This window comes from Streptomyces hundungensis, from assembly GCF_003627815.1.
In the GTDB taxonomy this organism is placed as follows: Bacteria; Actinomycetota; Actinomycetes; order Streptomycetales; family Streptomycetaceae; genus Streptomyces; species Streptomyces hundungensis_A.
Genome location: NZ_CP032698.1, coordinates 2,966,881 through 2,993,437 on the forward strand (window position 1 = coordinate 2,966,881; position 26,557 = coordinate 2,993,437).

A 26,557-nucleotide genomic window follows, 5' to 3' on the forward strand; every position below is an offset into this window, starting at 1 on the left:
CAGTTCCCCGCGCCCCTGAAAAACACCGGCCGTCCGCCGACTGCGGACCGTGCGTGGTTCTCGCGCAGTTCCCCGCGCCCCCAAACAAACGCCCGCCGTCCGCCGACTGCGGACCGTGCGACTCGTCCTGAAAAACATCGGCCGTCGGCCGACCGCGGACCGTGCGTGGTTCTCGCGCAGTTCCCCGCGCCCCCAGCCAAACGCCCGCGACGGCCACCGGCCGCGCAAGGCCCCCGCGCCCCTGGATGGCCGTGCGCCCCAGGGCATCACCCTTGCGGGAGGCCCTCACCCCAACCCCCAGGGGCGCGGGGAACTGCGCGACCAGCCACCTGCGGCCCGCAGACACAACGAAACGTGCGGGGCCCCCACCCCCGACCCCCCAGGGGCGCGGGGAACTGCGCGACCAGCCACCTGCGGCCCGCAGACACAACGAACACGCGGGCCCCCCAACCCCCCAGGGGCGCGGGGAACTGCGCGACCAGCCACCCACCGCCCGCAGGCAAAACGAAACGGGCGGGCCCCCCAACCCCCCAGGGCCGCGCGCGGGGAACTGCGCGGCCAGCCACCCACCGCCCGCAGGCAAAGGAAAAACGCGCGGCCCCCTACACCTCCGCCAGCGTCGGAAAGCGGATTCGGGTGCTGCATGCCGAGACGAGCAGGGCCGAGGCCGCCACCGCGCCCATGCCCCAGGCCAGACCCGTGCCCTCCGCGACGAAGCCGATCACCGCGGGCCCGGCCAGCAACCCCGTCGTGCCCATGGCCGCGACCAGGGCCAGCGCCTCGGAGCCCTGGCGGGCCGCGGCCACGTACACGCAGGGCGTCACCGCCGCGATGCCGAGCCCCACGCACGCGAAGCCGAGCAGCGCCGGCACCACTCCCCCGACCAGCAGCGCCAGCGCGAGCCCCGCGCCCGCCAGCGCGCTGCCGATCCGTACGATCCGGTCGTCCCCCCACTTGGTGCGCCAGCCGTCGGCGAAGAGGCGGGCCAGCACCATCATCACCGAGACGACGGCGATGCCCAGCGGCGCCAGCTGCGCGGCCGCTCCAGCCACGTCCTTCAGATAGAGCGCCGACCAGTCGTTCATGGCTCCCTCGGTCACCGTGCCGAACGCCATCGCGAGCCCCATCCAGATCGTGCCCCTGGTCGGCAGGGTCAGGCCCCGGGACTTCTTCGCGGTGACCGGTTCCGCCGGGGAGTCGGCCGGCGCACCCGGAGGCGGGTCGTCCGTCAGGAGGCCTCCGCTCGCGCCGAGCACCAGCGCCGCGAGCAGCGCCGTCGCCGTGACGAAGTGGGTCGGGAGGGCCGTGGACAGCGAGGTCACGCCGGAGGCCAGCAGCGCGGCGAAGAGCGAACCCGCGCTGAACGTGGCGTGCATCTTGGCCATCGTGGTGCGCTCGTACTTCACCTCCAGCGCCGCCGCCTGCGCGTTCATCGCGACGTTGAGGCAGCCCACCGCGATTCCGTCGCAGCCCACGACGAGCAGCGTGACCGGGTAGTTCGGCGTGGCGGAGAGGGCGAGCAGGACCGCTCCGAGCCCGAGGGCGGAGATGATGGCGAGCCGGCGCGAGCCGAGCCGTCTGGTCAGGACCGCCACCAGCGGGAAGGAGACGGCCGCGCCCGCGCCGCAGACCATGAGGAGCAGCCCGAGCTGCGCCTCGGACAGGTCGAGCCTGGTCTTCAGGGCGGGGATCCGCGAGACCCAGGTGGCGTACTGGAACCCGAGGCAGCAGAACAGCGCCGCGATCGCCACTTGGGATCGCCGATAGTCATCGCGCACGCGATACATGCGTGGTCAACCTACTTCCATGGACATGTACATCGCGTTCGTGCCGTAGCTCGCGGGCAGTTCGACCTCGGGGTGGGCGCGGTAGCCCAGTTGGGCCCACAGCACATGGGCGCCCCTGACCGCCGCCAGGGAGATGCGCTCATAGCCCAACTGTCGTGCGGTGGACCGGAGATGGGTCAGGAGACGGGGGCCGAGGCCCCGGCGGCGCAGGTGCTCGGCGATGACGAGGTCGTGGGCGTGGAGGTTGCGCGAGGGGTGGCCGGCCTGCTCGGCCCGGGTCAGGTCCGGGCTGGTGAAGGGCGGGTAGGGCAGCGCCAGGAGGTAGCCGCCGACGCGTCCTTCGTGTTCCAGGACGAAGCAAGTGCCCGCGTGGTAGCGGGACTTGAGGGCTTCGGGGCCTTCGGAGAGGCCGTCCTGGGTGTAGGCGCCCGCTTCGAGGGCCACCACCGCGTCCCAGTCGCGTTCGGCGAGCGGGCGGATCAGGACGTCCGTGTCCGGCGGAATTTCGAGTTCGGTCTTCGGCGGGGGCATCTACCGCGCGCCTCCTATGCAGGTGTACGGCAGGGGATCGAAGCCGTTGAAGCCCCGGGTGGTGTAGCCGACGGCGTACGCACCGCAGGAGTGCACCCAGACCGGATCGCCGGAGGCCGCCTCGGCGGGGACCTGGACGTGACCCGACGCGTGGTCGTACGCGTCGTCGCTGTCGCAGGTGGGCCCCGCGATCACGGCGGGAACCCGGCGGCCCGCCGCGTGGCCGGGGAACTCCAGGCGGTACTGCAACGCGTCCATCTCGTAGAGCCCGTTGAACTTGCCGCAGCTCAGATACAGCCAGTGGCCGGGCCCGCCGTCCGGGCGACACCGGGTGGTGAGGCGGGAGACCCGGGCCCGGATGGCGCCGTGGTCGGCGACCAGATGGCGGCCGGGTTCCATGAGGAACGCCAGCGGTGACGCCGATTCCTCGCGCAGGCGCTGCATGCCCTCGCGCAGGACCGCGAACATCTTGTCCAGCGGCGGGTCCAGTGGACGGCCCCGCTTGTCGAGGCAGCCGAGGGCGGGCAGTCCGCCGCCGAGGTTGATCGTGTCCAGGAGGATGCCGCGCGCGTTGAGGAGCCCCACCAGGTCCGTCAGGTCGTCGAGCGCCGCGCGCCAGGCCTCCGCCGTCATCTGCTGCGAGCCGACGTGCACGGAGAGCCCCGACGGGGTCAGTCCCGCGTCGCGCGCCGCTTGGAGGACGCGGACGGCGTCGTCGGCGGAGCAGCCGAACTTCTGGCTGAGGCCCCACAGCGCGCCTTCGCCGCTGGTGGCCAGGCGGCAGAACACCCGTGATCCGGGGGCGAATCGGGCGATCGCCGCGACGTCTTCGACGCTGTCGGTCGCGAAGTCCCGGATGCCCAGGCGGTGGGCGTCGGCGATGTTCTCGTCCGACTTGATCGTGTTGCCGTAGTGGATCCGGTCGGCCGGCACGCCCGTCCGCAGGGCCCGCTCGATCTCGCGGGGGCTGGCCGCGTCGAAGCCCGCCCCCTGGCCGGCCAGGCACGCGAGGACCTCGTCCACCGGGCACGCCTTCATGGCGAACCGCACCGCGACGCCCGGCAGTTCACGCATCAGGGCGGCGTACTGGGCCTCGATGCCGGTGAGGTCGAAGAAGATCCGGTCGTCGGTGGCGGCCGCCAGGGCCGCCCTGAGCGCCGCGCTCTCACGCATCGTCGACACCCCGGGCCGGGCTCTCGGATCTGCTGGCCGCCACCAGCGGACCCCACGCCTCTATGAGCAGGGCGAAGTCCTCCATGTCGGCCTGGGCCTCGTCGAGCAGCCGCTCACGCAGGGGGGCGATGTGGTCGGCGAACTCGGCGTATCTGCCGCCCAGTTGGCGGTAACAGCGGTCCAGGACGTCGAGCCTGCGGACGTTCTCGGCGCGGTCCGCGCCCACGCTGCGCCCGGCGAACCGGGCGATCTCGTCGACGCGTATGTGGTGCTGTTCGTCGAGCAGCGCTCCGCGGGCCTGCTCCATCGCGGTGTAGACGGGGTAGAGGTAGAGCATCGACAGGAGGAACTTGGTGAACCGCAGCTGGTAGGCGGTGAAGCCGGGGCCCGTCCGGCGCTCGGGGTGTAGTAGTTCACGATGTGCCGGTTGTGCACCACGCCGGGCAGCGTCGCGTCGCGCACCAGGTGCAGCAGGAAGTAGTCGCTGCCGATGGTGCTGGTCGCGGGCGGCAGCGGTACGCGTTCGTAGACCTGGTGGTCGAGGCCGATGTTGCACATGTCGACCCGCCAGATGTCGGGAGTGCCAAGCGTCGACTCGTCGTGGGTGAAGGGATCGGTCCCGGCGCCGACGAACGAGTCGTCGACCAGTTCGCGGCGCTCCTCGGCCGGGGTCCCGGCTTCGGCCCAGAGGCCGACCACCTCGTAGTAGATCTCGGGGTCCAGCTCGCGGATCTCGCCGATGTCCACGGACAGTTCGCCCACGAACGAGGCGCCCACCATCGCGACCGGCTTGTACACGTCGGCGGGGTCGAGCCGGGTGCGGGTGACGTCGGGCAGGGCGTCCACGGCCCGCTTACCCAGCGACAACAGCTCGTGGTGGATGGGGTACACGGGCTCGCCGTCCAGCCTCTGATAGCTGCTGTCGGAGTCCCTGCGGTGCACCGAGGTGCAGCCCAGCGCGCTCGCGATCAGGAAGGCGCGGTTGGTGCACGCCCCGTAACTGACGTCGGTGGGCAGCATGAGGTCGAGCAGCAGATCGGGCTTGGCGGCGCCGGAGCGCTCGATGACCCGCTGGAGGAAGTCGCGCTGGCGCGCCTCGTCCAGATGGTGCACGACGATGTCAGGCCGTGGCGTCAACTGCCGTAGTACTGCGGCGTGTTCGGCGTAGGTCGGCTCGTCGCAGGAGTCGAGGACCAGCAGATGCACCTCGACGTCGAAGTGGTCGGCGGCGTACGCCGCCTCCTCGGCGAGCGCCGCGATGGTGGCGGCGCAGGGCCGGTTGGTGGGCAGGGTCAGGCAGATGGCGCGCATGACGGATCTCCGCTCGGCCGCTCGGTGTGCTGTCCGCCCGTGTCCTGGCCGTGCCAGGATTCGAGGCCGAGCAGCTTCGCGCCGAGCTCGTTCAGGGTGGCGGTGGGATACCTGAGGGACTCGTGCCGTCGGGCGTCGCCGACCAGCGTCTTGTTCCAGTCCGGGGTGCTCAGGCTTCGCCAGGACTCGACGCGGGACTTGCGCACCTCCTGGTCCGCTTCCAGGGCGGGCATCATCGAGAGGTACTGGACCGCGCGGACACCGTTGTCAGAGATGTTGGCGGCCACGCCGTGCGCGAGGAGCCCGTTCCAGATCAGCAGGTCGCCGGCCTTGAGCTCGGGCCGCACGACGGGGAACTCGGTGCGGTCGGCGCCCGGCCGGATGGGGTCGCGGTCGGCGGGCTGGGCGACCTTCCACTCCTCGAAGCGGCGGAACAGCTCGGGCGAACACTGGAACCCGCCGTGGTCGTCCTGGGTGTCGTTGAGCGCGATGATCCCCTGGACGCGCTGCGGCAGCACCCCGAGCGTGGTGTCGACGTCCCAGTGCAGCTCGATGTCGAAGCCCTTGTCGGTGGGCTCGATCAGCGCGCGGTCGCGGTCCTTGACGTTGGGCGGGTTCAGATTGAGCCGGTCGAGGGTGACCCAGAGCTCCTCACAGTCCCACACGTCGGCGAAGGCGTCGTAGACCCGCCGCGTCTGGCGGCTGTCCCACAGGAGCTGGTGGTGGTACGCCTCGACGAATCCGTAGACGTGCAGGTGCTGTTCGAGCTCGGTGGCGAAGGTGCGGTCCTCGGAGTACCAGGTCTCGGGCCGCTCGGGGTCCAGGCCCTGGAAGTCCCAGGCGAAGTCGAGCAGCCGCCGCGCGTGGTCGGCCGGGACGGCCTCCTTCACCACGACATAGCCGTACGTCTGCCAGAACGCGAAGTCGTCCTCGGACAGGACGCGCAGCGGACGTGACTTCTCCAGGTCGCGCAGGGGGGTGCGGGCCAGGTAGGTCTCGCCGCCGTCGGAGCTGAAGTAGGGGACGTCGGAGGCGGCTCGGTAGAGATATCGGTCGGGGGCCGGCATGTGATCGCTCCAGGGTCAAAGGGTCGGTGGCTGTGCGGATCCCCGGGTCGGCACGGGGAAACGGCCCGTGGCGCGGGCTTCCTGACGGGCGGGGATCGGGCGGGGTGCGGCGTCCGGAGCGGATCGCGCGGCCGGCCGGATGAGGTCACGGACGGCGGCGAAGCGCTGCGGCACCAGGGGTCGGCGTGGGGTCGGGCCCGCGTCCGGTCCGCGCCGCGGCCGTCCGGGGCCGGGGAGGTGCGGGGCCGGGCGATGCGGGGCGCCCTTGGCGGAGCCGCGCGCCGACCGGTTCACAGTCGAGCATTGCGAGAGCAAAGAGGCGCGGGGCAACCGGTCATGGTGAGCTCGGCGCCTCGTCGCGCCGGCCGGTCACCAGGTGGAGAGTGCGGGTCTCCACGAAGACTGGGCCGGGGTTGCCACCTCCTTGCGCACGGTGCCGCTCGCGGGCCGAGGGCACCTCCACCGATCTTGCGTACCTCCAAGGTGGACTAGACCAACTTCCGGTGTCAAGCCCGAAGTTGAGGCCTCGCACGGCACAAATGGGATGGGTTCACGCACCGGACACGCGGGTGATACGTACTGTCAAGTAGAGCCGGGCACAGCCGAGTTGAAGCCCGCCCGGAGGGGGAAGCGGAGGTGTGCGCTCCGAGTGGCGAGCGCAAGTCGGCCCTCCCGGACATCAAAACTCGGCCCCTTCGTACATCTTCTCCACGTGTCCCTTCCCGGACCCGCACATGCAAACGGGGCGGGGTCACGGTCCGCCGACCGTCACCCCGCCCCGCGTTCTTCGCGCCGGGTCAGACCCCGGCGATGGCCTCCGCCGCCGCGCGCCCGCACACCCGGGCCGCACCGTGGGTGGCGATGTGCAGCGCCCCGCGCGCGGCCGCCCGCGGCACGCCCATCTCGACCACGACCGTGTCCGGCCGGGCCGCGAGGAGGGCGTCGAGGGCCGCCGCCATCCACGGGTGGCGGTGCTCGTCGCGGACGACCGCCACGATCCGGCGCTCCCCGGCGGCCGCCAGCACCTCGGCCGCGCCGCTGTCCGTGCCGAAGGTGCCGCCCTCGGTCCCGTGCAGCAGCTCGGCGAGTTCGGCGCCGATGCTCCAGGGGGTCTCGCTGCTCACGGCGATGTTCATGACCGGCGTGAACGTCGCCACGTACGGGGCCGTCTCCAGCGGGCGCCACGACGGTGACGCGGTGACCCGGGCGGCCCGGCGCGCGGCCACCAGGCCGATGTCGGCGCCGACACCAGTGGTGGCGCCGATGCCGGTGGTGGCGCCGATGCCGGTGGTGGCGCCGGGCGCGGTCCCCTCCTGCACCGCCGCGCCCGTCGCCGCCTCGGCCCTGGCCCGCTGGGCCCACGCCGCCAGCGCCCGGACCCGTGCGGCGGCGTCGGCCAGGCGTTCCTCGGCCAGCTCGCCGTCCCGTACCGCTTGGACCAGCGCGTCGCGCAGCCGCAGTACGGTGCCCTCGTCGGCCAGGCCGCCGCCGACGCACAGCGCGTCGGCGCCCGCCGCGATCGCGAGGACGGAGCCTCGTTCGATGCCGACCGTCCCCGCGATGGCCTGCATCTCCACCGCGTCCGAGACGATCAGCCCGTCGTAGCCGAGCTCCTCGCGCAGCAGTCCGGTGAGGATGCGGGGGCTGAGCGTGGCGGGACGGGCGGGGTCGAGCGCGGGAAGCAGGATATGCGCGCTCATGACCGACTTGGAGCCCGCGGCGATGGCGGCACGGAAAGGCACCAGCTCACGCCGGTGCAGCGTGTCGAGATCGACGTCGATGCGGGGCATCGCGTGGTGCGAGTCGACGTTGGTGTCGCCGTGGCCGGGGAAGTGCTTGGTGCAGGCGGCGACCCCGGCCGCCTGGAGTCCCTCGATGTAGGCGGCGGTGTGCCGGGCCACCAGCTCGGTGTCGGCCCCGAAGGCCCGTACGCCGATGATTGGGTTGTCCGGGTTGGAGTTGACGTCGGCGGACGGCGCCCAGTTGAGGTTGACCCCGCACTCGGCGAGCCGTCGGCCCAGTTCGCGGGCGACCGCGCGGGTCAGGTCCAGGTCGTCGACCGCACCGAGTGCCAGGTTGCCGGGGAAGGACGAGCCGGTACGGACCTCTATCCGGGTGACGTCACCGCCCTCCTCGTCGATCGCCACCAGGAGGTCGTCCCGCTCGGCCCTCAACTGGGCGGTCAGCGCGGCGACTTGGGGCGCGGAGACGATGTTGCGGCCGAACAGGCCGACGGAGGCCAGGCCTTCGCCGATGCGGCGCAGCAGCCAGTCGGGGGCGGTGGTGCCGACGAACCCGGGCTGGAGGACGGCGAGGGCGTCGCGGGTCAGTGTGTCGGAACCCGTGGTCATTGTCGTCATGGGGCGGGGTTATCCCTTCACTGCGCCGGCCGTCAGACCCGCGGCCATCTTGCGCTGGACGAGGAGGAAGAGAATCACGATGGGCACGGCCATCATGGTCGATCCGGCCATCATCGGGGCGTACTCGGTGCCGTGCTGGGTGGTGAAGTTGGACAGCCACACGGTGGCCGTCTGGTGGTTCTGGCTCATCAGCATCAGGGCGTAGAGGTACTCGTTCCACGCCTGGATGAAACCGTAGACCGAGGTGGCCACCATGCCGGGGGCGAGCAGCGGGAAGACCACGCGCAGGAAGGCGCCGGTGCGGGTGCACCCGTCGACCATGGCCGCCTCCTCCAGCTCCTTGGGGACGTTGACGATGAAACCGCGCAGCGTCCACACCGTGAAGGGGAGGATGAAGGTCAGGTACGTGATGATCAGGCCCGAGAGCTTGTCGTACTGACCGAGGTCGTTGAGGAGCAGGAAGACCGGGATGATCATGGCGACGAGCGGGACCATCTGGACCGCGAGGATGCCGATGATGACGATCTTGCGGCCGCGGAAGGCGAACCGGGAGATGGCCAGGGCCGCGAGCAGACCGACCGCGATGCCGATGAGGACGACGACGAGCGAGACGGTCAGGGACCGGCCGATCGAACCCCAGAAGTCGCCGATCTGGAGCGCCCGCTTGAAGTTGTCGAGCGTGAAGTGCCTGGGGAAGAGGTGCGGATCGGGGTCGATCGCCTCCGTGGAGGGCTTGAACGCGGTGTTCAGCATCCAGTAGACCGGGAAGCCCGCGGTGACGAAGACCAGCAGGCCGAGCAGGTTCCAGCCCAGCTTGGTCTTCTTGCGGGTGGGCCTGGTACGCGTGGCGGCGGTGGAGGCGGCCATCGTCACTCCGTCCTTTGCGATCGCGGAGCTCACTCGACGTCCCCGATCTTGAGCATCTGGCGCATGTACACCGCGATCACACCGAGCAGCAGGAGCACGGTGAGCAGGGCGATCGCGGAGCCCTGGGAGTAGTCGTTGACGACGAAGGCCTTGTCGTACGAGTACGTGGTGAGGAGTTGGTACTCCGGCTCGGGGTGGCCGCCGCGCATCACGAAGACCTGCGGGAAGACGCCCATGTCCCAGATCACCGAGAGCGTCGCGAGCATCACGATGATGGGCTTGAGGATCGGCAGGGTGACGTGGCGGAACACGCCCCAGGATCCGGCGCCGTCGAGGCGGGCGGCCTCTTCCAGCTCCTTGGGGACCTGGGTCAGGCCGGCGCTGAGGGTGATGACCACGAAGGGCACCGCGCCCCAGACCACCAGCAGCATGATGACGGCGAGGCCCTGGGTGCTGTCGATGAACCAGTTGTGTCCGGTGACGTCGACCCCGGGCAACTGGCTGAGCAGCCAGTTCAGTACGCCGTAGTCGCTGTCGAACATCCACTTGAAGATGGTGATGGCGACGACGATCGGCATGCCCCAACTCGCCACCAGGGCGATGTTGATGAGCGTCTTGACCCAGCCCGAGACCCGCTGGAGCAGCAGGGCTATGACCATGCCGAGGACCATGGTCAGCACGACCGCGGTGGCGGCGAAGACGACGGTGCGTACGACGACGTGCCAGAACTCGGCGTCACCGAGGACGTCGGTGAAGTTGTCGAGGCCGACCGACTCGGCGGCCTGGAAGCCCCACAGCTGGGGCTGTCCGAACTTCTGGAAGGACAGGGTGACGAGCCGTACCAGCGGATAGCCGAGGACGAGCGCGAGGACGATCAGACAGGGCGCGAGCAGTGCCCAGGGCACCGCCGCTCCCCCGCCCGTGCCGCGCTTCTTCCCCGGCTTGCCGGGATGACCGGATCCAGCACCCGGTAGTGGGTCGCGCCGCGCCGGCGGCACCTTGGCGGTGGTTGTCTCTGCGGCACTCATCGCGCGCTCCTGGTGATCCCTCTCTGGAACTGGGCAGGCAGGGCCCCGTCACGGCGTCACAGTGACGGGGCCCTGCCCAAAGGTCACTTGGTGTTGATGACCTTGTCGATCGCGGCGTCCGCGTCCTTCGCGGCGGCCTCGACCGTCTTCTTACCGGTGCCGATGGCCTGGAGCATGTCCTGGAGGGTCTTGGCCTTCTCGACCTGGCCCCAGCCCGGCGCCATCGGGACGAACCAGCTGGACTCCGCGGCGGTGGCCGGCACGGCCGTCTTCGGGTCCGCCTTCAGGGGCGCGAGGTCCGCCTTGTTGTTGGGCAGGTTGCCCTTGGCGACCAGGCCCTTCTGGCCCTGGGTGCCGGTGAAGGCGTTGATCCACTCGGCCGCGAGGGCCTGCGCCTTGGACTTGACCGGGACCGCGAGGTCCGAGCCGCCGAGGAAGACCGGCATGGCCTTGCCGGACGGCGCCGGCATGACGAAGCTCTCGATCTTCTCGGCGAGCTTGCCCACCTTGTCGTTCTCCGGCAGGGCGGCGTTGGCGCCTTCCCAGGCCGGGCTGAAGACGAGGGCCGACTTGCCCTGGCCGTAGACGATCGGGCGGTCCGCCTCGTCCTTGGTCTTGTCGTTCTTCATGTACTTGTCGACGACGTTCTTGAACTCGGTGAGGCCCTTGATGGACTCCGGCGAGGACAGGTTCGCCTTGAACTTGTCGCCGTCCTGCTTGGCGATGGAGCCGCCGGCGTCGTAGACGAAGGACATGGCCGCGTACCAGTCACGGGTGGGCTGGTACCAGGCGCTGAACTTGTCGCCCTGCTTGGCCTGGATCTTGTCCAGGTCGGCGGTCAGCTCGGCGTACGTCTTGGGGGTCGCGGTGATCCCCGAATCCGCGGCGATGTCCTTGCGCCAGGTCGCCGTGCGGCCACCGGCGTAGTAAGGGACGCCGTAGATCTTGCCGTTGTACGTGACGGACGCCTTGAGCGCGTCGAGCCAGCCGGCCGAGTTGTCGAACTTCGACGGGTCGACCTCGGCGAAGGCGCCCTTGACCGTGTAGGGCAGCATCTCCGAGTTGCCCATCTCGACGACGTCCGGTGCCTTGTCGGTGGCGAGGACGGCGTCGAGCTTGGCGTTCTTGTCCGGCCAGCCGTAGTACTCGTGGTTGATCTTCAGGCCGGGGTGCTTGGCGACGATCGCGTCGTCCGCGGCCTTCACCAGCTCGGGCCAGTTCTTCTGGGCGTCGACCGTCAGCCAGACGGTCAGTTCCTTGGCGTCGCCCCCCGCGGCGCCGTCCTTCTTGTCACTGCCGCCGCATGCCGCGGCACCGATCATGATGCCCGCGACGCCGATCGCCGCGATGAGCTTGCGCTTCACGCCACTCTCCTCAGGGATGACTGACCCCGTAGCCCTTTTCGTGGCCCCGCCCACCGCGATGCCACATACGACGAGTACTGCCCGTGGGGCTGGGTTCTGGTCTTTAATGGTTTAGACCAGTACCGGGAGCTTGGCCTAGACCTATTGGGGTGTCAAGGGTCGATAAGAACGCTGAGACCGTCCGTTATCGGACCGACACCTCACCGTCCGACACACCCCCCAACTCCTCCCCCACGCGCCCGTCCCGCCCCCCGCCGAGCTGCCGCGCGCGACCCCCTGGGCTTTAATGGTTTAGACCAACTTGGGCACTTCTCCGCACGTCCGCCGCACGGCGGTGTATAAGAAGGGCTTGTCGATCGCGTTCCCGGACCGACACCCTGACGGAGGGCGACGACCCGTGACCGGTCCGTGCCACCATGTGAGCCGCGACAGACGGAGGAGCCGGTGACGGCAGCAGCGCACCACTCGGGAAGGCAGACCATGACCGCCGACGGGAGCGGGAGCGAGACGGAGACGGCCGCGGGCACCCGCACCGCGCGCGTCCCCAAGTACTACCGCCTCAAGCGCCACTTGCTGGAGATGACGGAAACCCTTCCGCCCGGCACCCCGGTGCCGCCCGAGCGGACCCTGGCCGCCGAGTTCGACACCTCCCGCACCACCGTGCGCCAGGCCTTGCAGGAACTGGTCGTCGAGGGCCGCCTCGAACGCATCCAGGGCAAGGGCACCTTCGTCGCCAAGCCGAAGGTCTCCCAGCCGCTGCAACTGTCCTCCTACACCGAGGACATGAGGGCGCAGGGCCTGGAGCCCACCTCGCAGCTCCTCGACATCGGGTACGTCACCGCCGACGACACCCTCGCGGGACTGCTCGACATCGGCGCGGGCGGCAGGGTGCTGCGCATCGAGCGCCTGCGCCTGGCCAGCGGCGAGCCCATGGCCATCGAGACCACCCATCTCTCCGCCAAGCGCTTCCCGGCGCTGCGCCGCTCCCTGGTGAAGTACACCTCCCTCTACACCGCGCTCGCCGAGGTGTACGGGGTGCATCTGGCGGAGGCCGAGGAGACCATCGAGACCTCGCTCGCCACCCCGCGCGAGGCGGGGCTGCTCGGCACCGATGTGGGTCTGCCGATGCTGATGCTGTCGCGGCACTCCCTGGACGGCCAGGGCGAGCCGGTGGAGTGGGTGCGCTCGGTGTACCGGGGCGACCGGTACAAGTTCGTGGCCCGCCTCAAGCGCCCCACCGACTGAGTTCCCCCGCACCTCCCCCGTACGTACACCGCACAGAAACGGCCACGCCTCCCAGGGCGTGGCCGTTTCGCGTTCCCGGCGCTTGGCCTCCAACTCCAGTGGCACACAGGCACCTTGTGCCTGGCAGCAAAGTGCCCCCGGCGACGGAGTCCCTGCTGAGCCGGGTCATCGGGCCGCTACGCGGGGCCGGCCGCGGTGGCACCGTCCTGCCGGGCGGTTGTGGCCACCCGGATTCCGGTGACACCCCGGCCGCCGTTTGCCAGGGTTGATCCCGCCAAAGCAATTCCCGCTCCTTACGAAAAGGTGGTTCTCGATGCGTTCCAGATTCCGTCCGATCGCGGTTCTTCTCCTTCCGGCCGCCGCCTTGTTCGCCTGCGTACTGACCACCACGGGAAACACCGGCGCGCCGGCCCGTCCCGTCGCCGGTGTCGCCGACTCCGCCACCGTCGTCGTCCCCGTCCCGTCCCCGAACCCCGGCGACGGATTCTCCTGGGGCTGACCCATCTACCTCGTCGGCATCTCGATGACCGCCTCGGACGGGGACCGTGCCGAACCCCCGACGAAGACGCAGGTGATCGAAACGCTCCGGCGCATCGACGCGCACTGCGGCCATGAGGAGCCGGCCCGTGCGCTGGTCCTCGGCCAGTCGATCCGGCTGGCCCTCTACCTCCGGAGTCCGGACGAGACCGAGGCCGTCGCACGCGCCCTGGACATCTGCGGACGGCTGCTGGCCGCGTCGCCGGAGTTCGCCCGCTTCCACATCACGGACTTCCAACTCCTGTGAGACCGCCGTAATACCCCGCACTCCAGAAACGGAATTCGCCATGCCCAGGGCCCGCCCGAGCGTGTCCGTCATCATCCCCAATTTCAATTACGAGAAGACCCTGCGGGCCTGTCTGGAATCGGTGTTCGCGCAGACCCACGCTCCCCTCGACGTCATCGTCGTCGACGACGCGAGCACCGACCGTTCACGGGACATCGCCCGGGAATTCCCCTGCGTCCTCATCGCGAGTCCGCGCAACAGGGGGGTGTCCGCGGCCCGCAACCTCGGCGCCGCCGCGGCCCGGGGCGAGATCCTCTTCTTCCTCGACTCGGACACCGCGCTCTCCCCGGACGCCCTGGCCAACGCCGTCGACCAGCTCCTGGACGACCCGGGCCTCGGCTGTGTGCACGGGGTGCTCGACCCCGAGCCGCTCTATGACGACGGGCCCGTCGAGCGCTATCACGCGCTGCACGCGCACTTCTGGCGGCGGCGCGGCGCCGGAGAGGTGCGGACCGCGTTCTTCGCGCTCGGCGCCATCTGGAAGCACGTCTTCGAGGAGATCGGCCCCTTCGACGAGAACCTGCGGGATTCCGAGGACGTCGAGTACAGCGGGCGGCTCGTCGAGAAGTACCGCATCCGCATGTCCGAGACGGTCACCGGACGCCACGACGACGTGGACCGGCTGCTGCCGATGCTGCGCGAGCAGTACCGGCGCTCCCAGCTCCTGATCGCGGCGGTGGGCCAGATGCGGGCGGGCGGACTCAGCGCCAACCGGCCGCTCGGCGTGCTCGCCGCGGCGCTCGCCCCGCCCGCGCTGCTCCTCGGCCCCCTGTCGCCGTGGCTGCTGCTCGTGCCCGCCCTGTGCGTCCTGGTCTTCGCCTGCGCCGACCCGGGGCTCAGCTCCTTCGTCCTGCGCGCCAAGGGGCCCGGCTTCCTGCTGTGGTTCACCTGCGTCCACTTCGTGCTGCACCTGGCGCTGGTGCTCGGCGCGGCGCGCGGGGTCGTGCGCTGGCTCACCGAGCCGGAGTTCGGGCCCACCGTCCGCCGCCGCACGCCGGTGCCCGCCGCCGGCCGGCGGTGACCCCCGGCCCCACCCGCCACGCTCGCCTCCCCGCCCGGTGTTCCCCGCCACCGCCCGTCAGCAACTGGAGCCTGTCCATGGCCACTTACGGCCCCACGCTCGCCCAGCAGCCGGCCCGCACCCAGCAGGCCCGGCCCCCCAGCCTCCTTCGCGACCTCACCTCCCTCGTCCGGCCCGGCCAGTGGTCCAAGAACCTGGTCGTGGTGCCGCTCGGGCTGCTCGGCGCCGAACGCCCGGCGGGCCGGCTGCTCGGCGGCGCGGTCGCCGCCGTCATCGCCTTCACCCTGGCCTCCGCGCTGGTCTACCTCGTCAACGACATCAGCGACCGTGACCGGGACCGCAGCCACCCGCAGAAACGCAACCGTCCCATCGCCGCCGGCCGGGTCAAGGTGGCCGCCGCCGTGGCGTTCGCCGCGGTGCTCGTCGTGCTCCTCGCGGCGGCCGTCACCGGGTGCGCGCTGCTCGGCGTCGCCCCGGCCGGCGCCTGGTGGCCGGTCCTCGCCTACCTCGCCCTCAACGTGGCGTACAGCAGAGGCCTCAAGCACGTACCGCTGCTCGACGTCTTCATCGTCGCCCTCGGCTTCGTCCTCAGACTCGTGCAGGGCGCGCTCGCCGCGTCCTCGCCCGTACCCGACTGGCTGGCGCTCTGCGTGTTTTCGCTGTGCCTGATGCTGATCCTCGGCAAGCGGCGCCACGAGATGAGCGTGGGCGGTGTGCTGCACCGGCCCGCCCTGCGCGGCTACACCGTCGCCTTCCTCGACCAACTCCTGGTGTTCGCGGCGGTGTTGACCGCGATCGCCTACGTACTCCAGGTGCAGAACAGTGCCGTGTTCGGCGCCCACGGCACGGCGGTCGCGATGCTCACCGCGCCGTTCGCGCTCTTCGGCCTGGCCCGCTACCTCCAGCTGCTCGTGGTCGACTCCGGTGGCGGCAACCCGTCGCGCGCCCTGTTCAAGGACCGCGTGACCGTCTCCAACGCGCTGGTGTGGTCCTGCCTGGTCGGCGGCTCCGCGCTCTTCGTCCACGCCGCGTCATGACCGCCGCCGACCTCGCCCCCACCGCCCCGCGGGGCCTGGCCCGCCGGGCCGCGCCCGTCCTGTTCCCGCTCGCCGTCGCCACCGGCATCGGCTTCGCCCTGCACGACCGGATCGGCGATCTGGCCGATCTGGTGGTGCGGCCCGGAGCCGTGCCCTATCTGCTCGGCGCGCTCGCCGCCAATGCGGGCGCCGTGCTCCTGTCCATGGTCACCTGGCGCACCCTGCTCGCCGATCTCGGCCCGAAGGTGCCCGGCGCCGCCGCCACCCGGATCTTCTTCACGTCGTTCCTCAGCAAATATCTGCCCGGCGCGGTGTGGGGGGTGCTCGCCCAGGTGAAGATGGGCCGCGCGGTGGGGGTGCCGGGGCCCGTGATGGTCGCCGTGTTCCTGCTCAATCTGATGGCGGCCGTCCTCACCGGCCTCACCATCGGCCCGATCGCGGCGCCCTGGACGCTGGGCGGCGACGCCTGGTGGCTGCTGCTCCCGGTCGCGGTCACGGTGGTCTGCGCCGCCCGCCCCGGGCTCATCAACTCCCTTGCCGCGCTGGGCGCCAGGCTCGCCCGCCGGCCCCCGCCCACCGCCACCGCCGGCGACACCGGGATGCGCCGGGCGATGGCCTCGGCCGCCGCGTCCTGGATGGTGTCCGGGCTCCATCTGTGGGCGCTGGCCGTGATGCTCGGCGCCCCGGCCCTCAAGGCGCTCCCCGTGTGTGTCGGCGGGTTCGCGCTCGCCACCGCCGCGGCGAGCCTGGTGGTCGTCCTGCCCGACGGGTGGGGCGCCCGCGAGGCGATCCTGATGCTCGCGCTGTCCGCGGTGCTGCCCTGGCAGGCCGCGGCGGCCGCCGCCGTCGCCAGCCGGGTCGTCTGCACCCTGAGCGAAGTCCTGGTGGGCGGGGCCGCGCTGCTCCTGACCCGCTCCTCCGGCAGGCCCACCGCCGCCACGTCCTGACCGTCCGCCCCCCCCCGAAGAGGGATCCCATGCCACAGCTGTACTCCGTCGACGACTGCGAGTCGCTGACCACCAAGCAGGTCCACGGCCTCTACAAGGACCACGTCAACCGCAGCCAGGTCTCGCTCATGACCTCCTTCGGCTTCGGCCAGGAGCTCGTGGAGCGCGCCGAGGGCGCCTACATCCACCAGCGCGACGGCCGGCGCGTCCTGGACTTCACCGGCGGGGTCGGGGTCCTCAACCACGGCCACAACCACCCGCGCATCCTGGCCGCCCGCCGGCGCTTCCAGGAGGAGCGCCGCATGGAGGTCCACAAGACCTACTTCTCGCCCTACATCGCGGCCCTCGGCCACAACCTGGCCGAGCTGCTCCCCGGCGATCTGAACATGTCGTTCTTCCCCAACTCCGGTGCGGAGGCGGTCGAGGGCGCGGTGAAGCTGGCGTACAAGTACCACGGCGGGCGGCGCTCGAAGGTGCTGCGGGCCGACATCAGCTTCCACGGCAAGCTGCTCGGCTCGGGCAGCCTGACCGGGCAGAACCAGTCGACCTTCCAGTTCCCCGGCATCCCCGGTGTCGGCGTCTTCCCGTACGGGGACCTGGCGGCCGTCGAGCGCGAGGTCGCCAACTCCCGTACAGCGAAAGGCGATTCGGACGTCTACTGCATTCTGATCGAACCGCTCAGCGCGTCCACGATGAACGTGTGCTCGGAGGAATTCCTGCGCGGCCTTCGGGAGCTCTGCACCCGCGAGGACATCGTGCTGCTCTTCGACGAGATCTACACCGGCTGGGGCAAGACCGGCAGCCTCTTCCACTTCATGCGGTACGAGGGTCTGGTCCCGGACATCCTCACCACCTCCAAGTCGTTCGGCGGCGGCAAGTCCTCCATCTCGGCGTTCATCGCCCGCGAGCCGGTCTTCCGCAAGGCGTACGACAACCTCACCGACGCGCTGCTCCAGTCGACCAGCACCACCTACTACGGGTTCGGCGAGGAGGCGATCACCGCCATCGAGGCCGTCAACGTCGCGGTGGAGGACGACTACCCGGCCCGGGCCCGCGCCATCGAGCGGATTCTGGGCCCCGGTCTCGAACGGATCGCCAAGGAACACCCGGACGTGGTGTCCGAGGTGCGGGGCGTGGGCGCGCTGCACGGGGTGTTCCTGCACAAGGGCCCCAAGCTCCTGGAGCTGGCGACCAAGCTGGTGCCGGGCGCGATGACCAAGGACCCGCGCTTTCGCACCAAGCTCATCACCTCCTCGGTGGTCAACGCCCTCTACCGGGACCACGGCGTCTACGCCTACTACACCCTCAACGGCGACAACCCGCTGATGGCCGCCCCCTCGCTGATCACCGAGGACCACGAGGTCGAGTACTTCCTGGACGCCCTCGACGCGACGCTCGCCCAGGGCCTGCCGCGTCTCCTCACCCGTTTCGTCAAGGAGAAGGTGTCGTCGCTGTGGTGACCAGGACAGTCGTGACCGGCGGTGCCGGGATGCTCGGTTCGACCCTCGTGGAGCGGCTGCTCGCCGACGGCCACGACGTGCACTGCGTGGATCTGCGGGCGCCGCGCACCACGCACGAACGCCTCACCCACACCGTCTCGGACGTCCGGGACGCCGTCACCATGAAGCGGGCCACCGCCGACGCGGACGTGGTGGTGCACTGTGCGGCGGCGCTGCCCAGCTATCCGGCCGACCAGATCCGCTCGGTGATCGTCGGCGGTACGGAGGCGGTGCTCGGCGCGGCCGAGGCCAACGGCGTGCCGCGCTTCGTGCACATATCGTCGACCGCCGTGTACGGGCTGCCCAAGGTGGTACCGACCCCCGAGGAGTATCCGCGCGAGCCGGTCGACACCTACAGCGCCGCCAAGGCGGAGGCGGAGGTGGTGGCCGAGCGGTTCCGGGGCAGGGAGATGTGTCTGCCGATCCTGCGGCCCAAGACGTTTCTGGGCCCGGGCCGCATGGGCCTGTTCGCGATGCTCTTCGAATGGGCCGAGGAGGGCCGGCACTTCCCGGTCCTCGGCAAGGGTGACGTCCGCATCCAGATGTTCGACGTGGACGATCTGGTGGACGCGGTCGTCACCGCGATGCAGGCCCCGGCCGAGCGCGCGGACGGCACGTTCAATCTCGGGGCCACCGCGTTCGGCACCCTGCGCGAGGACTTCCAGGCGGTCCTGGACGCGGCCGGGCACGGCAGGAGGGTGCGCTCGCTGCCCGCGAAGCCCGCGCTCGCCGCGCTCAGCGCCCTCCAGCGCACCGGCCTCTCGCCGGTCTACGGACGCCTGCTGCACAAGCTGCTCGACGACTCCTACGTCAGCACCGACCGGGCCCGCGAGCAGCTCGGCTTCAACCCGCGCCACTCCAACCAGGACGCGATCCTGCGCACCTACGCCTGGTGGCGCGAGCACCGGCGCACGCAGGCCGCCCCCGCCCGGGGGCAGGGCGTCACCAGTGTCGAGCCGTGGCGCCAGGGAGCCCTCTCCCTCGCCAAGGTGCTGTTCTAAGAGATCCGAGGAGTGAACACCGTGCCCAGCGACCAGCAGCCCTTGGTCTCCGTCATCATCCCCAACTACAACTACGGCCGCTCGATCGGCCTGTGCGTGGAAGCCGCGCAGAACCAGACGTACCCCCACACCGAGATCATCGTCATCGACGACTGCTCCACCGACGACTCCGCGGCGACCGCGGCGGCCCTCGGCGCCCGGGTGGTGAGCACCGGCACCAACAGCGGTGTCGCGGTGGCGCGCAACCTCGGGGCACAGCTCGCGCGCGGCGAGGTGCTCGTCTTCCTCGACTCCGACGTGGCGATGCACCCCGACGCCGTGGAGCGCTCGGTCGCGCTGCTCGCCGAGGGCGTCGACGGTGTCAAGTACGGGGCGGTGTGCGGCACTTACGAGCCGGAGCCGCTCATCCGGGACAGTCTGATCGAGGAGTACCGCTCGCTCCAGCAGTACTACCTGCTGCTGAGGTCCGAGGGGGTCATCGACACCGTGCACACCGCGATCCTGGCGATGCCCCGCACGGTCTTCGAGGAGGTCGGCCCGTTCAACCCGCTGCTTCGCCACACCGAGGACCAGGACTACGGGCGGCGCATCTCGGAGCGGTACAAGGTGCTCAGCTCCCTGGAGGTGCGGGGCCGGCACGACCACGACGACACGGTACGGATCGTCCTGGACAAGGTGTTCAGCCGGGCCCGGCTCGCGGTGCCGCTGATCCTGAGCCGACGCGCACTCCAGGGCGGATTCGTGACCGGCCCCCGCGCGGGCGCCAGCCTCGCGGCCCCGCTCTCGGTGGCGGCCCTGGCCGCGCCGGCTCTCTGGGGCCCGGTGTGGTTCCTGCTCCCGGCCGTCCTGTTCGTCCTGTCCGTCCTCGGCGACCTCGACATGTACCGGGTGGTGCGGGGGCATCGGGGGCGCCTGTTCCTCGGATACTTCGTGGCCGTCAACTTCCTGGTGAATCTGACGGTGTTCGCGGCCATCGGGGTGGCGGGCGTCCAGTGGCTGTTCTCCTCCCGCTTCCGCCGGCTCTACGATCCCCAGCCCCGTCCCTCGCAGAGCGCGGCGCTCGGCTCGGCGGTGGGTGCCCCCGGTGTCTGATCTGCTGCGGACCGCACCCGCCGAAGCCCCCGGGCCCCCGGCGCCGGACACCCCGCCGGTGCGGGGCGCCCGGCGCCGGGCGGGGCGCCTGGTGTGGTGGGCGGCGCTCGGCTGGCTGGTGTGCCTGGCCGTGGAGTGGGTGGTCGACGGCCGGTACTGGCCGGGTGAACTGGCCGGGGCCGTACCGCCGTTCGCCTACGTCGTCGTCCCGCTGGTGCTCGCGGCGCTGATCCCGCCGGCGACGGGCCGGGACCGGTGGCGCATCGGGGCCGCGGTGGCCGTGGCGCTCGCCCTGGGCGCGGGCCAGTCGGGGATCAACGTACGGGCGCTGTGGACGGCGGACCACCGACCGGGTCCCGACTCGGTCCGCGTCATCGCCTGGAACACCAACTCCTGGAACCAACTCCTGGGCACCCAGGACCACTTCTACGCGTTCCTGAAGTCCAAGAAGGCCGATGTGTATCTGCTGCACGAGTACCAGCACGTGACCCCGGACCGTAAGGGCCGGCTGCCGATCGACGATCTGGCACGGCTGCGCGCGGAGTTCCCCGGGTACGAGGTCACCGCCGACGGCGAGCTGGTCACCCTCTCCCGCTTCCCCGTCGTCGCCCGCCCTGCCGTCGGCCCGGCCCGCGCCCTCGCGCCGGACGCGGACTGGAACACGCGCTACCGGGAGGCCAAGTTGCTGCGCACCGACCTGTTGATCAAGGGGCGGACGGTGTCGTTCTACAACCTGCACATGCCGGTCTGGAACAGCATGACCGACGGTCCGCTCTCGGGCGCCTTCTACCGCCATGTGCGCGAGAGCTTCGGGCCACGCCAGGCCCAGTACGCGGGCCTCGAAAACGATGTGGCGCACAACCCCAACCCCGTTGTCGTGGCGGGCGACTTCAACACCACGGCGGCCATGTCCGAACTCGACGGGATGCGCTCGCGGCTCGACGACGCGGTGCGCGCGAGCGACGACCTGTATCCGACGAGCTGGGAGGAGGGCGGCTGGAAGCCGTTCTGGCGCACGGACTGGGCGTTCACCGGGCACGGGGTCACCGCCGACAAGTACCGCTTCGACGCCCCGGAGAAGCTCTCCGACCACGCGGTGCAGGACCTCTGGGTGAGTGTGCCGGCCGCGTCCGAGCCCGCGAACGAAAGGTGAGCCGTCCGTGTCCCCCGCTTCCGCCGTAGCCGTCTGCGCGCTCGTCTGGGCCGCCTTCCTCGGCGCGCACCTCGCCCTGAACGGCCGCTGGTGGCCCTGGCTCGCGGTGTCGCTGCTGCCGCCGCCGCTCTTCGCCGCCGTGCCGCTCGCACTGCTCGTGGCGTCGGCGGCCACGGGCAGCGCGCTCGGTGCGGCCCTCGCGGCCGGGTGCCTGATCGCGGGCTGGACGCAGAACGGCCTCAACCACCGTGCGCTGAGCGGCAGTTCGGTCCGCGACGCCGAGGTCGAGGGCATCCGGGTGGTGTCGTGGAACACCCAGCACTGGAACCAGGGCCGCGACCCCGATGACTTCTACGCCTTTCTGCACACCCTGCCCGCCGACATCTATCTGCTCCAGGAGTACCTCAACGGGTACGAGGGCGGCGAGGTGTGGGACATCGACGACGAGGAGCGGCTACGGCGTGAGTTCCCCGGACACCGACTGGTGATCGACAACAACGCGGTGACCTTGTCCCGCTTCCCGCCGACCGGGCCCCCGGTGCCCGTCGGCGCCTGCTCGCTGCGGGTCGACGTGCGCACCCCGGCCGGCGTGCTGTCGACGTACAACGTGCACATCCCGGTCCAGCTCACGGTGATGAACCCGCTGTGCCGGGCGTTCTTCCGGGACATGCGCCGCCGACACGAGGCGCGGCGCCGGGAGTACGACGCGCTCGTCGCCGATCTGCTCGCCAACCCCCATCCGTTCCTGGTCTCCGGGGACTTCAACACCAGCGCGGCCATCGGTGACATCCGCCGGATGCCGAGGTCAGCGCACGACGCCATCGGCGCCAACCGTGCGTTGTTGCCGTCCAGTTGGAACGCCCGGTGGAAGCCGCGACTGTGGCGCATCGACTGGGTGTTCACCAGCGCCGGGCTCTGCGCGCGGAGTTACGCGTTCCGCGACCCGGGTGGTCTCTCCGACCACCTGGCGCAGGACGTCACGATCACCACCACCACCACTACCACCACCGATTCCGAGGAGATGAACCGTTGATGCAGTACCGAGAGCTGGGCGGCAAGGACGGCCTGCGGGTGAGCACCCTGTGCCTGGGCACGCTCCCCTTCGGCACCCGGATCGACGAGGCGACCGCCTTCGCCGTCCTGGACCGCTTCTACGAGGCGGGCGGCACGTTCCTGGACACGGCGAACACCTACGCCTTCTGGGAGCCGAACGCCACCGGCGCGGAGAGCGAGCTCGTCATCGGCAAGTGGCTGCGCAGCCGGGGCGTACGGGACGAGATGGTGCTCGCCACCAAGGTCGGGGCGCTGCCCGAGCCGCTGGACGCGCCGTGGCCGGAGGCCGCCGAGGGCCTGTCCGCGCCGGTGCTGCGCCGCCAGGTGGAGGCCAGTCTGCGCAACCTGGGCACGGACCGGATCGACCTGTACTACGCGCACATCGACGACCGTGAGACGCCCGTCGAGGAGACGATGGGAGCGTTCGCCGAGCTCGCCGACGCCGGGAAGATCACGCTTTCCGGGTGCAGCAACTTCGCGGCCTGGCGCGTCGAGGAGTCGCGCGGCGCCGCCGAGCGCGCGGGCGGCCCGGCGTACGCGGCGGTGCAGCAGCGCTACACCTATCTCCAGCCGCGCCCGGGCGCGGACTTCGGGGTGAACCCGCACGCGAGCGAGGAGCTGCTCGACTATCTGCGCACCCACCCCGAACTGGCCTTCGTCGCCTACACCACCCAGCTCACCGGCGCCTACAACAACCCGGCCAAGGAGATCCCCGAGCAGTACCGGCACGCCGGCTCCACCCAGCGGCTCGCGGTGCTGGGGGAGGTCGCCAAGGAGCTCGGGGTCGCGCCCGGACAGGTCGTGCTCGCCTGGGCGCTGGGCGGCGAGCTGCCGATCCTGCCGGTGATCGGGGCGAGCTCGGTGGCCCAGCTCGACGAGTCGCTCGACGCGGTCGAGCTGGTCCTGGACGACGAGGTCAGGGCCCGGCTGGACGCGGCGGGCCTCGATGCGGAGAGCTGAACGGTACGCGACCGGGCTCGGCCGCCTGGCCGACGGTCACCGGGGGCTGGTGTGTCTGCTGTGGCTGGCGGTGCTGCTGGCGGGCGGGGTCGCGGCGGCCACGCATCTGGGCCGCCTGGACCAGAGCTTCACCGCGTCCGGCCAGGACGGCGCCCGGGCCAACGCGGCGATCGCCGAGCGGTACGGGGCCGGCGCCGCTGTCGCCCCGCTGGTCGCCGTGGTCACCTGGCCGGACGGCACCGACGGGCACGCGCCCCGCGCGGCGGCCCGGCTGAGGTCCGGCCTCGCGGCCGCCACGGCGCCCGGCACCCGGGTCGTGTCGTACGCCGACACCGGCGACCCGGCGTTCCTGTCGCACGACGGCCGCACCACGTTCGCGCTGGTGTATCCGCTGGCCGGGAAGCCGGATCTGGCCGGCCTCACCGCCGTGCGGGACGCCACCGAACGGCTGCGGACCGGGCTGCGCGCGGCGCTGCCCGACGCCCGGGTGACGGTGACGGGTGTGCTGCCGCTCCAGCAGGACAGCGCCGCCGTCCGCCCGGGCGTGGGCCTCCAACTCCTCAAGAGCGCTTGCGCGTTGGGGGCGCTCGCGCTGCTCTGGCGGGCGTTCGGGCCACGGCGCCTGCTGCTGCCGCTCCTGCTCACGGCGGTGTCCTCGGTGGTGGCTCTCCTGGTGGTGCTCGCACTCGCGGGGGTCATGGAGATCAGCTTCGTCGTGGTGTATCTGATCCCGGTCGCGTCCCTGGCCCTCTCGATGCGGCGTTCGGCTCTTCTGGTGGACGCCTGGTGGGCGGAGCTGGCGCGCGGCACCGACCCCCGGCTCGCCCCGGGCCGGGCCGGGTGCGCCGTCGCGGGTCCGGCGACCGCGGGCGCCCTGGCTGGGACGGCGGCCTTCGCGGCGCTCGCCCTGTTCCCCGCGCCGTTCCTGCGGGCGATCGGCATCGCGGGGGCCGCGCTCTGTCTGGCCAGCACCCTGGCGGCCGTGACACTGGGCCCGGCACTGCTGCCCCGGAGGGATCGACGACCACGGCCTCAACTCGCCTCGCCAGTAAGGACGTTGGCTCTTCACCGCACCCGGCCCGCTCATCGACTGCTCGCCATCGGCGCCCTGGTGGCCCTCGGGGTGCTCATCGGCGCGAGCGGGCTGCTGACGGCCGGGAACCCCCGGGCCGAGGCCCTGGTGGACAGCGGTCCGGCCCGGGACGGACTCGATCAGCTGACGGCCGCCGGGATCGCGTCGGGCGTCCTCAACCCCCTTGAGGTGCTTGCCCCTTCGGGCATGGATGCCGAACGCGTGGCAGCGCGGGCCGCGAAGATCCCCGGCGTCCTGACGGCCGCCGCCCCGCGTGACGCCGCCTGGCGCCGCGACGGCTCCGCGCTGGCCGTCGTGATCCCGTCCGCCGAGCCGATGACCCCGTCCGGCCGCCGAGCCATGGCCGATGTGCGATCCGCGCTGGCCGGCACTGGGGTGCGGGTCGGCGGGTCGGGCGTGCCTGAACTCGACCTGGTGCGGGGCGCCTACCGGGCCCTTCCGGGGGCGCTCGCGGCCATGGCGCTGCTCGGCCTCCTCGCGCTCGTCCGGCCCCGAACCGCAGGGACACTCGCCCCGGCCGGGCGGGCCGTGCTGTCCGCGCTGGTCGCGGCGATCGCGGTGACCGGGCTTCTGGTACTGGTCTGGCAGTACGGCTTCGGGTCCCGGCTACTGGGCGGAGAGGGCGCGACGGGGGCGGTCACGGGCTGGGTGCCCCTGGTGGCGGGCGCCTTCGCGTTCCTGAACGCGCTCGACCACGCGGTGGCGTACGACGCACTGAACGCCCTCGACCGCGCCGTGGCGTACGACGCGATGCCCCGTGCCCGGTACCGCGTCGGGCCCGTGGTCGCCCTGCCGCTTTTGGCCATCGGGCTCGGTCCCCAAGTGGAACTGGCCCTTCTGGTCACGGGAGTTGGCGGCGCGGCCCTGCTGGGGTCCGTGCTGCTCCGTGCGGTCGCGGTGCTGTCGGGGCCGTCTCGACGGGTCGTTCACGAAACGGCCACACAACCCCCCGCAAGCGCGCTTCCGGCCACACCACTGTCATCTTATTGGTCTAGACCTGGATTGCGTCTCGGCCATACGATCCCCCTGGTCGAACCACCGGACCACGCACAGTGACACCACGGCATTCGCGCACCTGGGGGAACCGCATGCTCGAGGCACTCGGAATCCAGCAGTCCACAGAGACCGTCTATCGACTCCTGCTGTCCCAACCCGATTACGGCGTAACCGAGTTGGCGGACCATCTGCACTGGACGGAGACCGAGGTACGGGCGGCGCTCAGCCATCTCGCCGACCTCAAACTCGTGCTCATGGACGACGCCTCGGACGGCATCGCCCCGTTCAGCCCGGACGTCGGGTTCGCGTTCCTGCTCTCGCGGGCCGAGGCCGAACTGACCAAGCGCAGACGCCAGGTCGAGCGGGCCGAGCAGACGGTGGCGGCGATCCTGGCCAAGTTCAGCGAGGGCACCACCTTCCGGCACGACGTGGTCGACCGCATCCACGGCGTGGACGCGGTACGCGAGCGCCTGGAGGACCTGGCCGCGAGCGCCCGCGCCGAGTGCCTCTCCCTGCTGCCCGGCGGCGCCCAGCTGCCCGACACCATGGACGCCAGCCAGCCCCTGGACGAGCTGGCCCTGGAGCGCGGCGTGAAGATCCGCAGCATCTATCAGGAGAGCTTCCGCAACGACGCCCCCACCCTCGAATACGTGCGCTGGTACTGCGACTTGGGCGGCGAGGCCCGCACCGTGCCGATCGTGCCCATGCTGATGGTGATCGTCGACCGCAGCGCGGCGCTGGTCCCGGTGGACCCCGAGGACGCCCGGGCCGGCGCCCTTGAGGTGCGCAGCCGGGGACTCGTCAACGCGCTGGTGGTCCTCTTCGACCATCTGTGGGAGTCGGGCACCCCGTTCGGGGAGGCCCCGCGCCGCAACGAGCACGCCCTCTCGCCCCAGGAAAGGGAGTTGGTGCTGCTCCTCGGCATCGGCTGCACGGACGACATCGCCGCGCGAAGGCTGGGGGTGTCCCTGCGCACGGTGCGCCGGATGAGCTCGGAGCTCATGTCCCGCCTGGGGGCCCGCAGTCGGTTCGAGGCGGGCGTCCGCGCGGCCAAGGAGGGCTGGCTCTGACCCTCCGGCACGGAGGCCGTCCGGTTCCGGCCCGTCCGGAATCCGGACGGGGGTTCCCTTGACCGAATCTCTCCCCTAG

At 71.2% G+C, this 26,557-nt stretch carries 22 protein-coding genes and 1 pseudogene; 14 read left to right on the top strand and 9 right to left on the bottom strand.

From position 1 onward, the window contains the following. Positions 1-602 precede the first annotated feature (602 nt). The 9 genes and pseudogenes from DWB77_RS13155 to DWB77_RS13195 all read right to left on the bottom strand — a co-directional run bounded on the left by DWB77_RS13155 (position 603) and on the right by DWB77_RS13195 (position 11,488). Positions 603-1,787: an MFS transporter gene (locus DWB77_RS13155; protein WP_120721452.1), complete on the bottom strand. Its 1,185-nt coding sequence runs from the start codon at positions 1,785-1,787 to the stop codon at positions 603-605. A gap of 6 nt (positions 1,788-1,793) precedes the next feature. Further along, on the bottom strand, positions 1,794-2,318 hold the full coding sequence (locus DWB77_RS13160; protein WP_120721453.1) for a GNAT family N-acetyltransferase: 525 nt from the start codon (positions 2,316-2,318) through the stop codon (positions 1,794-1,796). Next, positions 2,319-3,491: a type III PLP-dependent enzyme gene (locus tag DWB77_RS13165; RefSeq protein ID WP_120721454.1), complete on the bottom strand. Its 1,173-nt coding sequence runs from the start codon at positions 3,489-3,491 to the stop codon at positions 2,319-2,321. Next, positions 3,484-4,802, bottom strand: a pseudogene (locus DWB77_RS13170) (DUF6271 family protein). The gene DWB77_RS13165 and the pseudogene DWB77_RS13170 overlap by 8 nt, the downstream one beginning before the upstream one ends. Then, positions 4,784-5,869, bottom strand: coding sequence for a phytanoyl-CoA dioxygenase family protein (locus tag DWB77_RS13175; protein WP_120721455.1), 1,086 nt, complete (start codon positions 5,867-5,869; stop codon positions 4,784-4,786). The pseudogene DWB77_RS13170 and the gene DWB77_RS13175 overlap by 19 nt, the downstream one beginning before the upstream one ends. 797 nt (positions 5,870-6,666) lie before the next feature. After that, positions 6,667-8,229 carry a glycoside hydrolase family 3 protein gene (locus tag DWB77_RS13180; protein ID WP_120721456.1) on the bottom strand — a complete coding sequence of 521 codons (1,563 nt, stop codon included), beginning with the start codon at positions 8,227-8,229 and terminating at the stop codon, positions 6,667-6,669. A 9-nt stretch (positions 8,230-8,238) separates the two neighbouring features. After that, the gene (locus DWB77_RS13185; protein ID WP_120721457.1) at positions 8,239-9,096 is read right to left on the bottom strand and encodes a carbohydrate ABC transporter permease; all 858 of its coding nucleotides are present in this window, start codon (positions 9,094-9,096) and stop codon (positions 8,239-8,241) included. 29 nt (positions 9,097-9,125) lie between these two features. After that, positions 9,126-10,124 carry a carbohydrate ABC transporter permease gene (locus DWB77_RS13190; protein ID WP_120721458.1) on the bottom strand — a complete coding sequence of 333 codons (999 nt, stop codon included), beginning with the start codon at positions 10,122-10,124 and terminating at the stop codon, positions 9,126-9,128. 83 nt (positions 10,125-10,207) lie between these two features. Further along, positions 10,208-11,488 carry an extracellular solute-binding protein gene (locus DWB77_RS13195; RefSeq protein ID WP_120721459.1) on the bottom strand — a complete coding sequence of 427 codons (1,281 nt, stop codon included), beginning with the start codon at positions 11,486-11,488 and terminating at the stop codon, positions 10,208-10,210. 480 nt (positions 11,489-11,968) lie between these two features. Here DWB77_RS13195 and DWB77_RS13200 point away from each other — a divergent pair, with 480 nt between their 5' ends. From DWB77_RS13200 to DWB77_RS13265, 14 genes are all read left to right on the top strand, one after another. After that, entirely contained in the window at positions 11,969-12,733 is a 765-nt protein-coding gene (locus DWB77_RS13200; RefSeq protein WP_120721460.1) for a GntR family transcriptional regulator, read from the top strand. 313 nt (positions 12,734-13,046) lie between these two features. Continuing rightward, positions 13,047-13,232 (top strand): hypothetical protein, encoded by a 186-nt coding sequence (locus DWB77_RS13205; protein WP_120721461.1) that lies wholly within the window; start codon positions 13,047-13,049, stop codon positions 13,230-13,232. Between the two features lie 72 nt (positions 13,233-13,304). After that, on the top strand, positions 13,305-13,517 hold the full coding sequence (locus DWB77_RS13210) for a hypothetical protein (protein WP_120727724.1): 213 nt from the start codon (positions 13,305-13,307) through the stop codon (positions 13,515-13,517). A 40-nt stretch (positions 13,518-13,557) separates the two neighbouring features. Continuing rightward, complete coding sequence (locus tag DWB77_RS13215) at positions 13,558-14,577, top strand: glycosyltransferase family 2 protein (protein WP_120721462.1); 1,020 nt, start codon at positions 13,558-13,560, stop codon at positions 14,575-14,577. A 77-nt stretch (positions 14,578-14,654) separates the two neighbouring features. Further along, a complete protein-coding gene (locus tag DWB77_RS13220) occupies positions 14,655-15,614 on the top strand; it encodes a UbiA prenyltransferase family protein (RefSeq protein WP_120721463.1) in 960 nt (319 codons plus the stop codon). After that, the gene (locus tag DWB77_RS13225) at positions 15,611-16,561 is read left to right on the top strand and encodes a lysylphosphatidylglycerol synthase domain-containing protein (protein ID WP_120721464.1); all 951 of its coding nucleotides are present in this window, start codon (positions 15,611-15,613) and stop codon (positions 16,559-16,561) included. The genes DWB77_RS13220 and DWB77_RS13225 overlap by 4 nt, the downstream gene beginning before the upstream one ends. 29 nt (positions 16,562-16,590) lie before the next feature. After that, entirely contained in the window at positions 16,591-18,021 is a 1,431-nt protein-coding gene (locus tag DWB77_RS13230) for an aspartate aminotransferase family protein (RefSeq protein WP_120721465.1), read from the top strand. Continuing rightward, positions 18,015-19,061 carry an NAD-dependent epimerase/dehydratase family protein gene (locus DWB77_RS13235; RefSeq protein ID WP_120721466.1) on the top strand — a complete coding sequence of 349 codons (1,047 nt, stop codon included), beginning with the start codon at positions 18,015-18,017 and terminating at the stop codon, positions 19,059-19,061. The genes DWB77_RS13230 and DWB77_RS13235 overlap by 7 nt, the downstream gene beginning before the upstream one ends. A gap of 21 nt (positions 19,062-19,082) precedes the next feature. Further along, on the top strand, positions 19,083-20,153 hold the full coding sequence (locus tag DWB77_RS13240) for a glycosyltransferase family 2 protein (RefSeq protein WP_120727726.1): 1,071 nt from the start codon (positions 19,083-19,085) through the stop codon (positions 20,151-20,153). Further along, on the top strand, positions 20,146-21,306 hold the full coding sequence (locus tag DWB77_RS13245; RefSeq protein WP_162952524.1) for an endonuclease/exonuclease/phosphatase family protein: 1,161 nt from the start codon (positions 20,146-20,148) through the stop codon (positions 21,304-21,306). Before DWB77_RS13240 ends, DWB77_RS13245 begins: the two co-directional genes overlap by 8 nt. Positions 21,307-21,313: 7 nt before the next feature. Next, entirely contained in the window at positions 21,314-22,339 is a 1,026-nt protein-coding gene (locus tag DWB77_RS13250) for an endonuclease/exonuclease/phosphatase family protein (RefSeq protein WP_120721468.1), read from the top strand. Then, positions 22,339-23,319, top strand: coding sequence for an aldo/keto reductase (locus DWB77_RS13255; RefSeq protein WP_120721469.1), 981 nt, complete (start codon positions 22,339-22,341; stop codon positions 23,317-23,319). Before DWB77_RS13250 ends, DWB77_RS13255 begins: the two co-directional genes overlap by 1 nt. Further along, positions 23,306-25,468: an MMPL family transporter gene (locus tag DWB77_RS13260; protein ID WP_120721470.1), complete on the top strand. Its 2,163-nt coding sequence runs from the start codon at positions 23,306-23,308 to the stop codon at positions 25,466-25,468. The genes DWB77_RS13255 and DWB77_RS13260 overlap by 14 nt, the downstream gene beginning before the upstream one ends. A 32-nt stretch (positions 25,469-25,500) precedes the next feature. Beyond that, positions 25,501-26,478: a helix-turn-helix domain-containing protein gene (locus tag DWB77_RS13265; RefSeq protein WP_120721471.1), complete on the top strand. Its 978-nt coding sequence runs from the start codon at positions 25,501-25,503 to the stop codon at positions 26,476-26,478. Positions 26,479-26,557: the final 79 nt, after the last annotated feature.